A 12,898-nucleotide genomic window follows, 5' to 3' on the forward strand; every position below is an offset into this window, starting at 1 on the left:
AAAATAAGGAAAAACGTAGTGAATAAGAAATTGGTCTCTTTAGCGGTTGGTAGTTTGTTTGTTTCCCCAGTTTTTGCCGATACGCTTTCGAACCCTCAGATTGGCGTGGTACTAGACGGTTACTATCAAGATGGCCAGCGTCATAACTCAGAGCGTGAAGAAGGTTTTGGCCTAGGTCATACTGAGCTAAACATGTCTGCAAACATCGATGATAAATTCCACGGCGCACTGACGGCGGTTCTAGAAAGCCACGGTGACGAAACCGAGCTGATGCTTGAAGAGGCGTTTATCGAGACTCTGGCACTACCATATGGCTTAAATGTACGTGCAGGTCGCTTCCTGTCTGACTTTGGTTACTTGAACAACCAACACATGCACACGGACAGCTTTGTTGAGCGTCCAATTGCTTACCGTACTTTCCTTGGCTCGCATTACTACGATGACGGTGTGCGTGCAAACATCGTTCTTCCAACTGACCTATATGTGAAGTTGGGTGTAGAAGCACTAAGCGGCAGCAAGATGTCTTCTGTTGAAGATGGTTCTGAAGTTGGCGTTTACACGACAACACTTAAGCTTGGCAGTGATTTCTCAGAGTCTTCTAGCTGGCAGTTTGGCCTGAGCTACCTACGTAACGAAAACGGTAAGGTAACAGAGTTCGAAGACCATGATCACGGCCACGCAGATGAGCATGATCATGACCACAGCCACGCAGCTGCGGTAACGGGTGAAAACTTATACGGTGCAGACTTTGTATGGAAGTGGGCGCCAGATGGTAACTACAAGTACAGCAACTTCACGCTATCTGCGGAATACATGCTGCTAGACGGTGTGGTGGACAGCAAATACAAGAATGATGCTGAATCGCCAGACAACCTAAGCGCATACTACGTATCGGGTGTTTACCGCTTTAACCCAAGCTGGTCTGCAGGTCTACGTTACGGTGAAGCAGAAAGCTACGATGGCCACGCGCACGGCGACCACATGCACTTCACAGCACTGAATGATAAAGAAATGGATGCGATGATCGCATGGGATTCTTCTCACTTTGGTACTATCCGTGCGCAATACACTCGCATTGATAACCAAGACAGCGAGACAGACAACGTATTCACTCTGCAATACGTGATGACATTTGGAGCGCACGGTGCACATGCGTTCTAAGCTGACATTAAATAAATGCAGTTTAGCGATGATGGCGGCGGGGGCTGCCATCATCTCTTCACCTGCTTTGGCTCTTAATATCTTTGTTTGTGAGCCAGAATGGAAAGCCCTTCTCGAAAGTCACGCCCCAGACGCGACCATCTATTCCGCGACCACCGCCAAGCAAGATCCTCATTATGTACAAGCTCGCCCTTCTTTGATTGCAAAGATGCGCCAAGCCGACATGGCAATGTGTTCTGGTGCGGAGTTAGAAGTAGGATGGCTGCCTATGTTGCAAGTTCGCAGTAGCAATGGTGCGGTACAAAACGGTTCACAAAGCATGATCTACGCGACTGATTTCGTGCGCATGTTAGACACTCATGATCATGTCGACCGCAGCATGGGAGACATTCATGCGCACGGAAACCCACATGTACAATTTGCGGCGAATGACATGGTTGCGATTTCGCGTGCTGTGACCGAACGTTTGAAGAGCATCGATCCTGAGAACGCGCAAAGCTATCAAGTGAATGGTATGAAGTTCCGCGCTCACTGGCGTAAAAAGCTTAATGAGTGGAATAAGAAAGCCGCACCGTTAAAGGGTAAACAAGTGGTGGGTTATCACGAAACCTACCGTTATCTATACGATTGGCTTGGCATGGAACAAATCGCTGACCTAGAGCCAAAGCCGGGCATTTCTCCTACCACTTCTCACCTTCAATCCTTAACTAAGTTGGACTCCGATTCTTTTGAAGCGATTGTCTACTCGTCGCATCAAGACCAGCGTCCAGCAAACTGGCTACAGAAACAAACCAATAAGCCGCTGATTCAGCTGCCTTTAACGGTTTCTGATGGCGAAAGTCTGGATGAAATGTACGACCAAGTTATCGATGATTTGTTGGATGTGCTCGTGCAACCTGTTCCGGTGAAGATCTAAGCCATGGCAGATTATGCATGGCTATTACCAGCGGTACTGTGTGGCTTGATTGCTCTGGTTGGTAACGTGGTGCTCGGGCAGTAAGTGTTAAAGCGCCAAATTATCTTCATCGATTTGGCGGTGGCACAAGTTGCGGCTTTGGGGGCAGCGCTGAGTCACTATTGGTTGAACCAATACGATCTCTTTTCTGGTTCTTTCTTTGGTGAGATGGTTGGACCTTGGGTGATGTCGTTACTGCTTTGCGGTCTGATCGCCTTAATGGAAAAGCGCTACCAACAGCATTTAGAGCCAATGATTGGCAGCTTATTTGTGGTGTCGGCGTCACTGGCGATATTACTGGTGAGTAAAGATCCACACGGTGCCGATTTTATTCAAAGCATTCTCAACGGGCAGTTATTGTGGTCAACGTGGGATGATGTTTGGCCTTTGGCATTAATCACCGCAGCGATGTTGTTATTGGTGTGGGTGAAGCCAGAGTTTATGCAGGGCAGTGGCTTCTATCTCATCTTCGCGATACTAATGCCGATTACGGTCAAGCTAACGGGCATCTATTTGGAATTTGCCTTGTTGGTGATTCCGGCTTTGTGTGCGGCAGCACTGAAAGGAACAAGATTCTTCGTTGCGAGCATCAGCATTGGCATCGTGGGGATATTGTCGGGCATCGCGGCGTCAGCGCATTATGACTTGCCAAGTGGGGCGAGTATCGTAATCACCTTGTTCATTGCGGGCATGTTGTTCAATCTTTTGCTTCAGCATTGGTTGTCGAAAGCGCAATCCGTTTATGAAGAGACGGTATGAAAACGTTGAGGAATCTACTCGAACGTTGATCTAGTACTTTAGCCTGATGATAAAAAGGCTCCGCGTGAACGGAGCCTTTTGTTTAGCACTGCTTTTTCTTATTAGTAACCTTGCTAGTTATTAACTGATTACTTAGTTACTTATCTCCTACTATATTAGCAAGATTTGAACAGAGGTAGAGTCTGAGGTTGGATTGAATCTGTCAAAGTGTTATCCAGCGCAGGGAATAATTGATTAATTCCCGTTTCAGACAGTCCTAACCACGCCATTAAGCTCGCATGAAGCTGATCAGAAGAGATGGTTGGAATCACACGACCACGCGAAAGCAAGTAAGGGCTCGTCTCAGACAAGTCTGGATATTCCCCCACAATCGCTTTTCCGGCTACACCACCGCCCATGACTAATGCATGGCTTGCCCATCCGTGGTCTGTCCCATCTGTGCCGTTCGGAATCAGAGTTCGGCCAAATTCAGAATGGGTAAACGTGGTCACTTGCTCAAACAAGCCGTTGTTCTCTAGTGCCAATTGGAAAGCGGCCATGGCTTCTGCCAGTTCTTGTAGCAAGCCTGTTTGGCGGCTGATTTGAGCTGAGTGAGTATCGAACCCGCCCAACTTACAACTAAAGTACTGCGCAGGATGTTGGAACTGATCTTTATGCAGCAACAGTTTAAAGACCGCTTTCAATTGCTTACCGATGCGCGTTTCTGGGAATACGTCTGGGATCTCGGCATTTAGAATCGCACTGAACTGCTCGTACATTCTGGTTGAGTCCACAGCAACGCCCGCATAATGAGACTGGAAGACATTGCTGTAACTGCCCGTGCTTTGCAGTTGATCGAACAGATCGCGTGAGCGTTGATCGTTGAAAATATCACTTGGTGGCTGAGAACCGACCGAGTTTGATTGGGCTTCAATACAGTTCGTCCATACTTGTGTGCCGCCAATATCAAACATCGGTGACAACTCGTTCAGACTACGCAGCATAGAGCCAAGCTCTGTGGATGTCTTAGCGCCAAAGCCTTCTTTCGACAGTGACTTGGTGGCGTGAGACTGCACCATTGTAGATTGATGCGAGTGACTGAACAGGTGCGCCGGACGAGTGCTTTCATCGTAAATCACATTGTTTACGCGCTGAGTCAACGGGCCGAGGTTCACCACAGGCACAAGGTTAGCACTGTCCCAATAAGGTTTGAGGGCTGCCATCGCTGGGTTAAGTGCCAATTTGGCCTCGTCGTTCACTGCGTCTAAGTAGATACAGGTTGTCTCATCCAAAGCCAAGTTGCCACGCAGCGCGCGGTATTGGCTGTTGGCGTTAGCGGCGGTTGGGATAAGCATGTTGTAGCCATCGTTACCGCCCGCAAGGTCGATACCAACCACAGCGCGATAGCCATTCTTGCATTGGTTAAACGAATCAGCAAAGGCTGGGAATGCAGCAAGGTTAAGCGCAGAAATCCCCACACCAGCGGAACCTGCTTGTAAAAATCGACGTCGAGTTAAGTTCATGGTGATTACCCCTGTGTGATGAATTCTGGTGAAAGCAGTGCGTTCATAACGAGATTCTTGATCTCTTTGCGCCATTTAGATTGGCGACTTGGGCACTGAGCGAGGTAATCGAGATAACATTGACGTGCTTGCTCACTCATTTGGTAAGCAAACAAATGCTCGTTGAGGTAATCCACAACGCCTTCGTCATCAAAAGCAAGGTAACGGGCGAATAGCGCTTCATCCATGTACCAATCTTTGGCTTCTTCTTCAAATCGAGCGATTAACTCGCGGAATTGAATGCCGTATTGATAGATGTCGTGCCATTGATAAACGTTGAACTCAGGCGCAACCAGACTATTAAAATCAGGGTGGTTGGGCGCATCATCCGGTTGGTAGTAATAGAACACAGAAGGGGCAGACAGAGGCAGCGTTCGGTTATACCAGTTGAACTGCTTTGGCCACATCATCACACCGTCACGTCGCTTCACTTGTAGCGCGCGCATCGCATGCGTAAATACAGACAGTGGGTCACGCAGTTTGCCTACGGTGTTGCCAGAACGCAGCGCGTCTTTGTCGGTTAAAATCGCGATCACTAGCGTTTGCATATCGCCATCGGAGCGCTTGAATGCGCGGCGCACACGGCGAACGTAGCCCGCTCTAGGGTTACTGGTCACAAGCTTATTGATGAAGAATTTGGTCACAAAGGTGTAAAGCGTATTTTGGTTCATCAAGAGTTCAATCACGGCTTCCAGTTCATCTACCGCGCTTACGCCGGCAGGGAACTTCTTACCAAGAATGTGCTTTTCACCCATGTCGTGTTCGCCACGCGGTTCCATCGGCTGGCTGTATTTGTCGTTACCGCGAATGTCGATGAATTTCCAACCGGTGAACACGCGAGCCAGTTCTTCAATGTCTTCTTGGGTGTACGATGCAACTTCGTTACCTTCGGCATCCAAACGTACTTCACCGTTATTACGCAGTTTGACTGGGCCAAGCGTGAACAGCTGTAACAGCTCTCGTGCGTAGTTTTCATCTGGGGCCGTGAGCTCATTAGAAACGTTGTTTACGAAGGTCAGATATTCACCCATGATTGGGGATGTCGACACAAAACGAATCACATCTCGGAAGTTAGCAAAAGCTTTATCGAGCAATCCATCAAAGTATTGGCACATGTAGCGACGCTTAGAGGCGGCACTGAACGCCGGATCTTTCACGCTCACCACAAACAGTTGAGAGAGGGTATATGCGATGCGTTGGCGCAGAATGTCTTGCCCTTCTACCGTCATGCGTGTCCAACTGCTGGCGTAGTATAGACCTTGCCCTAAGTCGGGTACGTTAAGCTCATCTTGTTCAAAGTGCGTCAGCCAAGAAGAAGAGGGAATAAGAGTTTGTTGAGCGACCCAGTTTTCAATGCTTCCTGATTGAACAAGGTCATTAATGTCACGTTGGGAGCCCCCAAATGTGCATTGTTGCAGCGTTCTTGCCGCGTCTATGTAAGCCTGATTCATTTTATCTCCCGTAGGTATTCTTATCTTTGTCAGGTAAGGCGTCTCTTTTCACGTCCATATTTAAAAACACGCTGTATCTTTAAAATCGTAATCCAGATTTTTGATATCAAGAATGTAATACCCACAGGTTTATTGTGACTTTGCTGCCTAATCTAAAAATTATTCGTCTGAGCTTTAAATGAAAGGCGAGTTATTCAACAAAAAGCGCATTTGTTGCACAGGTTGATCGGCAGAACGGTGACGGAAACGAACTATTTGGCAAACCATCATCAAGTTGTCTTGATTAGTTCACATCCGACTCCCAGACTGTTTCTATAGTTTTTATAAGATATGAAAGACCCTGCGTATGAGAAGCGCAGCTGTAACGCGACTAGGCATAAAAACAAAAAACGCTAGGGATACAAGCGAATTTGTAATCTCAACATTTAAGGAAGACCAAGATGAAACCGGAAAAAGTAGCAGTAGTCACTGGTGCGGCTCGTGGTATTGGCCAAGCGATTTGTGAGCAATTACTGGAGGATGGATTCCACGTTGTCGGGCTAGATATATCACCTGTGGAATGGAGCCAGTCGGCGCAGCTAAGCAGTTATCAAGTCAACTTGTGTGATGCCGCAGCCGTCGGCGAAGTGGTAGAAAGTATCGTAGCGCAGCACGGAAGAATCGATGCGCTGGTTAACAACGCGGGCATCACTCGCGATGCACTGTTGCCAGACATGTTAGAGCAAGATTGGGACAGCGTCATCGACGTAAACCTAAAAGCGGTGTTCTTACTCACTCAACGCGTTGCCCCTGTCATGCTAGAGCAAGGCGTAGGTAGCATTGTTAGCATTTCTTCTATCGTGGGAACGGATGGCAATATCGGCCAGAGCAATTACGGCGCAAGTAAAGGCGGCGTTATTTCTATGAGTAAAGGCTGGGCGAAAGAGCTATCAAGAAAAGGCGCACAAATCCGCGTCAATTGCGTTGCACCAGGCTTTATCGCAACCGATATGACCAAGAACCTGCCAGAAAAAGTGATTCAAATGATGGAAGGCAAAACCCCATTAGGCCGAATGGGCTCAGTGCAAGACATCGCCAATGGCGTCTCCTTCCTCACCTCCGACAAGAGCGCCTACATCACAGGCCAAGTGCTCAAGATTGACGGTGGGTTAGTGCTTTAACCCACTAACTAAACCTCAAATAACAAACGCCCTTCATCTGAGTGAAGGGCGTTTTTGTTGGCAAACTTTTGCCCCATTATCATTTAGAGTAGATACTCTTCACTAAACGAGAGCGTTTCGATAGACCAACATTTCCCAATGCCAAATACTTATCTGAGACAGTCTGCCAAAGGGATAACTCAAACTAACTAAGGGCATTGAGCTTGTCTTGTAACACTTGGATTGCAATTTTATAGTTTTCCGGTGTCTGGTCATTAGCTGCCATGAGCAACACTGCTTGGGTAATTGGGTCAACATGCGTTCGGCCTCCTTCTTCGTGATATCGCAACAACCCACAAACTTCTATAGTGTTCCACCCTTTACCATGTTTTCCCCCTTTATGCCTATAGGTTAGCCCAGGCACCAGTGCGGTGATGTGGTCTTCGTATCTATCGTAGTGTGCATGGATAATAGTGTAATTAGATGACTTTGAGGGAAATCTAGTGTAAGAAGGGGATTTGGTAATTAACGATGTACCTTTGTATCCATTACATTCTTTACAGGATACACATAGGTTCTCTGGGTGAAACATCCATTTATCAAAATCATTTTTGTGCATGATGTGTTCTAAATCCCAGTCCCCACCATGTTTGGAAGGTTTGTGAACCTTGCAATAAGCACAGCAATATTCCTGTTGTTCAATATAATGCTGTTTCATTCTAGCTTTGAGCTCTGCTACCTCATCGCCCCCCCATTTTTCATTTGGGGATACGTTTTTTTCCAGCACGCCTGTGATGATCGCTTTGTCGTCTTCGTTCAGGACAAAAGGTGTCATAAGTACCCTCCAGACAGTAAAGTCGAGCGCATAATTCCCAGTAACACTCTAACTTTGTCGTGTTCTTCCAATTGAGATTCAAAGTTCAATAACCAATTCGCGTTTGCCAAGGTTTCTTCGGAAGGGTTTTCTGTTTTACAGACACAATCCAAGACCTCAATAATTTGAGTAATCAAATATTCATTGTTGTTGCCTGGATTATGAAACAACCTAGCCAACTGGTAATCAGCGGAGCGCTCTTTATGAGGGTTAGAATCAATTAGTTTGCGATTGACCATATCATACACGCAACAATTTGAGGCGGAGATGTCTGACACAATCAAAGGGGAATGAGTGGCAATGAGGAAGTGACATCCTTTATAACTCGAAAATGAGTCATTGAGAATGTCGACAAACTTTTCTTGCCACTGTGGGTGAAGACTGATTTCAGGTTCATCGATGCAAATTAGCGCATTATCTTCGATAGAAGATATGATCCCCATAAACAAAAGAAAGAGGCACTGCTCTCCAGAACTGCGTTTTGATAAACATGTAATCGCAGAGTTATCTAAATTCAACTCGCCTTCTGAAAATCCAGTTTCTTTCTCATATACGGTTTGAATACTTGCTAGAGAAATGAGTCCTGAGCGGAGTAGTTTAGCAATAATGCGTTTAGAAAATGAATAATTCTCACTTTTAGTTATGTGGATTAGATCAAAAGAGTTCCGTAGTATGTCTAAAACAAAAGATGGGTAATATGATATTGCTTCGCAAGTCTGCAGCATTTCTGCCAACTCACTGCCTTCGTACTCTTCGTAAGCTTTCCTCAATATCAACTGGGTTTCTGGCTCAAGTGCTGAACTGTTGTGTGTTTCACTTGTGACTAATTTCTCTAAATCTGCTTTAGGGAAAGTAAGGTTAAACTGTAGAGCCAGTTTTCGACCAAAATTGAACTTAGATAGAAAACGCGTCAGCGCTTCTTGCTTTCTTGGTTCAATTCGATCTTCGGTTCCGAGAAGTTGCTCTATAGCTTTTGATGCAATACGAACAGATGGAGATAAGGTAGGTAGATAGGGTTTAGAACCAACATACGCGTAGAAACCACTAGGTATGATATCTCGTTTTGTCTTCCAGCTATCTTGAAATTTCTCAAACTGGCTTGTCGATGCTGCAATGAGTTTTCTGGGAATGGGATGCTTGAATTCTTTACCAATGATTGGCCACAACGATAGATCCTCTCTCGCATAATAAACCGCTGAGGAAACATTCCGACGTCTACTCGCGAGAGCTTCTACATAAAGTGATTGATAGTAATTGCAAGTGTCTTTTAGGAGTTCTGTTTTACCACACCCATTATTACCAATGATAACCGTAAAGGCATTACTTTCATCATCCTCTTTTTCCCAGAGGATATGCTCTCTAATTTTGTTAACCCGAAACCCCATATCTTACCCGCAATACTTTGATTTAATAGCATATAGTACATGGGGGACATCTATTCTCCAACACACCTAATAGTAATGATACCGCTACAATTTTAAGAAGTGATAGATGAAACGTGATTAACTTTATTTGCCCGAGTATGGTTTATCTAAAATACTTGATTTGAGTTTCAGATCGTAACGCACTTTTGTCCAAAAACGAGCTTCACAAAGCCATTTGAATAAAAATGCCCTTCATATCTCCCTCCATGAAGGGCGTTTTTATTTTGTTCAAATTACCTAGGTAGATTACCTTTCACGCACGTAAGTGGTTTGAACTAAAGTATCCAAAACAACTTCACTCTTGGTGACTTTGAAGTTCAGTGGTTGTTCCAAATCCCCAAACAGAGGTGCGCCGCCGCCAAGTAGGATAGGGAAACGTGTGATCACCATTTCATCGATAAGATCTTCTTTCAGGAAGTTCTGAATCGTTACACCGCCGTCGATGTAAAGATCGTTAAAGCCTTTTGCGTTTAGCTCCGCAAGAACATCTTTTAGCTCGCCTTTTACTAGAAAGACTTTGTCTTCGTAGCCTTGTGGCACTTCTGTCATGGTGTTGCTGAGTACAAACACAGGTTTGCTGTATGGCCAATCGCAATCAAAGCTCAGCACGACATCTAGAGTGTTGCGTCCCATTACTAAGCCATCAATACGCTCCATTAGAGAGAAGAAGCCAGTATCAATGTTGTCTGGATTTGGTACTGAATGTAGCCAGTCGAGTTTGCCCTGCTTATCTGCGATGTAACCGTCCAGACTGGTTGCAATAAATACGATATTTGCCATGAGTACCTCATCAAAATGGTGATGCTTGAGCCAAGCTAAAGTATGGTTTAAAATTAATTCTACATTGTAGAATTAAATCTGAGTTTATCGGGAAGATCAAATGTCTGTCAACGAAAAGAAACGCGGGAGACCAGCCGCCAAGCAGTCGCAGCTAAGCGCAGAAAACATCCTAGATACAGCTAAGTCATTGATGAAAAAGGATAGCAAGGTACCAAGTATTCGCTCGTTAGCGACGCAATTAAATGTCGATCCTATGGCGATCTATCACTACTTCAAAAACAAGAATGCGTTGCTTGAAGCGTTGACCACATCGCTGGTGGAGGAAGTTTATCAACCGAAAGTGAATGAAGATTGGCAAGGCGAACTCAAAAATTTGTGTGTTAGCTACATTGAACTGCTGCGTGAGTACAACGGGTTATTGCAAACCATGCTGAGCATGACATCTCATGGCCCTGCTCAAGTGTTTACCGAGCGTTATCAAATCATTGTTCAGCCTTTGGCACTGTCTCCGCAAGTGGAGAAAGACAGTTTGGATCTATTGGCAGATTACCTACACGGATTCGCGTTCTCGATCAGTTGTTGCCACGATGCGAGCTTGATTAAGACGGAGATGATGGATGGGCCGTTGAATCTGATCTGTTCTTCGTTACTAGCATCTCGAACCTAGTTCACATTAACGTGTACTTTTTACTTATAGCGTGAAAGAAATTCCCATAACCAAAGGTTCTAACTAAAAGAGATTGCAGGACTTTTATTTGGCGAATTCGACCTAATATCTTGAGTATGCCCATCGCAGTTGGCGAAGTGGTGATTTCAATAATGCTTGCTGGCGCGCAAAAGCCGTCAGTTTGAAGATGCATTCAAACACAATAAGGGATAACAATGACTAACGAATACATTCCACCAAAAGTTTGGACAAACGATAATGAAAACGGCGGTCAGTGGGCGAGCATCAACCGTCCGGATTCTGGCGCACGTCATGAGCAAGAGCTTCCAATTGGTGAGCACCCATTCCAACTCTACTCAATGGGTACACCAAATGGTCAAAAAGTGACGATCATGTTTGAAGAGCTTTTGGCGGCAGGTGTAACAGCAGCAGAATACGATGCGTACCTGATTAAGATTGGCGATGGCGACCAGTTTGGTTCTGGCTTTGTTTCAGTTAACCCGAACTCGAAGATCCCTGCTTTGGTAGACCGTTCAGGTGCTGAGCCAGTGAACGTGTTCGAATCTGGTAACATCTTGTTTTACCTAGCAGAGAAGTTTGGTCACTTCCTACCAACAGAAGGCGCGAAGCGTGCCGAGGTAATGAACTGGTTGTTCTGGCTTCAAGGTTCTGCACCATATCTAGGCGGTGGTTTTGGTCACTTCTACGCGTACGCACCAGAGAAGTTCGAATACCCAATCAACCGTTTCACGATGGAAACAAAACGTCAGTTAGACGTACTCGACAAGCGTCTTGCGAACAATGAATTCCTAGGTGGCGATGAGTACAGCATTGCTGATATCGCAACTTGGCCTTGGTACGGCAACCTTGTATTGGGTCGTGCTTACGATGCGGCTGAATTCTTAGACGTAGCAAGCTACAAAAACGTTGTGCGTTGGGCGAAAGCGATTGATGAGCGTGAAGCGGTAAAACGTGGTCGCATTGTTAACCGCGCATGGGGTGAAGAGTGGGAGCAAGTGGCAGAGCGTCACAGTGCAGCAGACATTGATGCGGCACTGGCAAAAAAGCCTGAATAATTGCCCTCTCTGTATGAGTAAAAAGGAATGCTTCGGCATTCCTTTTTTGTTGTATTAAAGCTCTGCTTTCTCAAGTAAGAAGTCAATGAGCACGCGGACGCGCTTCGCCTTTTGAGTGTTCTTGTGGAAGTAGACATACAAACCCGAGTAGGGTTGCCAGTATTCTTCAAGCACAGGCACGATTTCACCTTTCTTAAAGCCTTCTTCGACCATAGGCGTCACGATTCGCCCAATCCCCAAACCGTTGTGCGCAGCGTCTATCATCACATCCGTATCATTCACAATAAGGGCAGTTGGCATGTTGACGGTAATGGTTTCGCCCTGATTGTTTAGATTCAGTGGAGCGACTTGGTTAGACGAGATAAACCGGTATTGAATCAGTTTGTGTTGCTTCAAATCATCGGGTGTTTTGGGTAAGCCATATTGCTCAACGTAGCCCGGTGAGGCGAATAACGCTTCTTTCACTGGGAGTGTAAGCTGACGTGCAATCATGCCTTCTTCTACTCGGTCACCAAAGCGGATGCCCATATCAAAGCCGTCACGAATGATGTCGATGGCTTTGTCTGAAACGGAAATCTCCAATTGAATGCTTGGGTAACGTTGGCAGAACTCAATGTAGATGGGTTTGAGTAGCGATTGGTACACGAATCGAGGCACGGTAATACGGACTTTACCCGAAGGGACTCGGCTCAAGTCGCTGACACTTTCGACGGCAAGGTTTAACTCTGACATCGACGCTAACGTGCGTTCATAGAGCAACTGTCCCGCTTCTGTTAACTCAATGCGGCGAGTGGTACGCGTAAACAGGGGCAAGCCGAGTTGTTCTTCTAGCATCTTTAGTGCTTGGCTCACCGAGGGTGGGGCTATCTCTAATTTACGTGCTGCGGCGGTAATGCTGCCTTCTTGCGCAATGGTATGGAACATCATTAATTGGTTGTAGGTCGTGCCGTTCATGCCTTTTCCCGAGTGAGGTATTTATCTTTAGTTTCTACCTAATAATGATTTAAGTAAAGAGCGTCTAAAACTAAAGGTAACTTAGGCGTATTCTCTTCTCATCGGTTAACGCTTCGA

11 protein-coding genes and 1 pseudogene are annotated in these 12,898 nt (G+C 45.9%); 6 read left to right on the forward strand and 6 right to left on the reverse strand.

Annotation, left to right across the window (positions count from 1 at the left end):
- Positions 1-18 precede the first annotated feature (18 nt).
- From ACLIIY_RS22460 to ACLIIY_RS22470, 3 genes and pseudogenes are all read left to right on the forward strand, one after another.
- Positions 19-1,161 carry a membrane protein gene (locus ACLIIY_RS22460; protein ID WP_005439147.1) on the forward strand — a complete coding sequence of 381 codons (1,143 nt, stop codon included), beginning with the start codon at positions 19-21 and terminating at the stop codon, positions 1,159-1,161.
- On the forward strand, positions 1,151-2,077 hold the full coding sequence (locus tag ACLIIY_RS22465) for a metal ABC transporter solute-binding protein, Zn/Mn family (protein WP_434529514.1): 927 nt from the start codon (positions 1,151-1,153) through the stop codon (positions 2,075-2,077). The genes ACLIIY_RS22460 and ACLIIY_RS22465 overlap by 11 nt, the downstream gene beginning before the upstream one ends.
- A gap of 3 nt (positions 2,078-2,080) precedes the next feature.
- A pseudogene (locus ACLIIY_RS22470) lies at positions 2,081-2,875 on the forward strand (metal ABC transporter permease).
- A gap of 155 nt (positions 2,876-3,030) precedes the next feature.
- Here the strand turns inward: ACLIIY_RS22470 and ACLIIY_RS22475 are convergent.
- Complete coding sequence (locus ACLIIY_RS22475; protein ID WP_434529447.1) at positions 3,031-4,377, reverse strand: DUF1501 domain-containing protein; 1,347 nt, start codon at positions 4,375-4,377, stop codon at positions 3,031-3,033.
- A gap of 5 nt (positions 4,378-4,382) precedes the next feature.
- Entirely contained in the window at positions 4,383-5,867 is a 1,485-nt protein-coding gene (locus ACLIIY_RS22480) for a DUF1800 family protein (RefSeq protein ID WP_434529448.1), read from the reverse strand.
- 440 nt (positions 5,868-6,307) lie between these two features.
- On the opposite strand from ACLIIY_RS22480, the gene ACLIIY_RS22485 reads away from it, so the two are divergent.
- Positions 6,308-7,027, forward strand: coding sequence for a beta-ketoacyl-ACP reductase (locus ACLIIY_RS22485; protein WP_434529449.1), 720 nt, complete (start codon positions 6,308-6,310; stop codon positions 7,025-7,027).
- 184 nt (positions 7,028-7,211) lie between these two features.
- Here ACLIIY_RS22485 and ACLIIY_RS22490 read toward each other — a convergent pair whose 3' ends face one another.
- From ACLIIY_RS22490 to ACLIIY_RS22500, 3 genes are all read right to left on the reverse strand, one after another.
- A complete protein-coding gene (locus tag ACLIIY_RS22490) occupies positions 7,212-7,841 on the reverse strand; it encodes an HNH endonuclease (RefSeq protein ID WP_088879894.1) in 630 nt (209 codons plus the stop codon).
- Positions 7,838-9,265, reverse strand: a complete 1,428-nt coding sequence (locus ACLIIY_RS22495) for an AAA family ATPase (RefSeq protein WP_434529450.1) — start codon at positions 9,263-9,265, stop codon at positions 7,838-7,840. The genes ACLIIY_RS22490 and ACLIIY_RS22495 overlap by 4 nt, the downstream gene beginning before the upstream one ends.
- A gap of 285 nt (positions 9,266-9,550) precedes the next feature.
- Positions 9,551-10,084, reverse strand: a complete 534-nt coding sequence (locus tag ACLIIY_RS22500) for a dihydrofolate reductase family protein (RefSeq protein ID WP_409584450.1) — start codon at positions 10,082-10,084, stop codon at positions 9,551-9,553.
- A 100-nt stretch (positions 10,085-10,184) separates the two neighbouring features.
- Here ACLIIY_RS22500 and ACLIIY_RS22505 point away from each other — a divergent pair, with 100 nt between their 5' ends.
- Positions 10,185-10,751: a TetR/AcrR family transcriptional regulator gene (locus tag ACLIIY_RS22505; protein WP_434529451.1), complete on the forward strand. Its 567-nt coding sequence runs from the start codon at positions 10,185-10,187 to the stop codon at positions 10,749-10,751.
- A gap of 215 nt (positions 10,752-10,966) precedes the next feature.
- Positions 10,967-11,827, forward strand: a complete 861-nt coding sequence (yghU, locus tag ACLIIY_RS22510; RefSeq protein ID WP_009706277.1) for a glutathione-dependent disulfide-bond oxidoreductase — start codon at positions 10,967-10,969, stop codon at positions 11,825-11,827.
- A gap of 54 nt (positions 11,828-11,881) precedes the next feature.
- Here yghU and ACLIIY_RS22515 read toward each other — a convergent pair whose 3' ends face one another.
- The gene (locus ACLIIY_RS22515) at positions 11,882-12,781 is read right to left on the reverse strand and encodes a LysR family transcriptional regulator (RefSeq protein ID WP_041056762.1); all 900 of its coding nucleotides are present in this window, start codon (positions 12,779-12,781) and stop codon (positions 11,882-11,884) included.
- Between the last annotated feature and the right edge of the window lie 117 nt (positions 12,782-12,898).

The sequence above is a fragment of the Vibrio sp. K4 genome (assembly GCF_051122595.1).
GTDB classification, from domain to species: Bacteria; Pseudomonadota; Gammaproteobacteria; order Enterobacterales; family Vibrionaceae; genus Vibrio; species Vibrio owensii.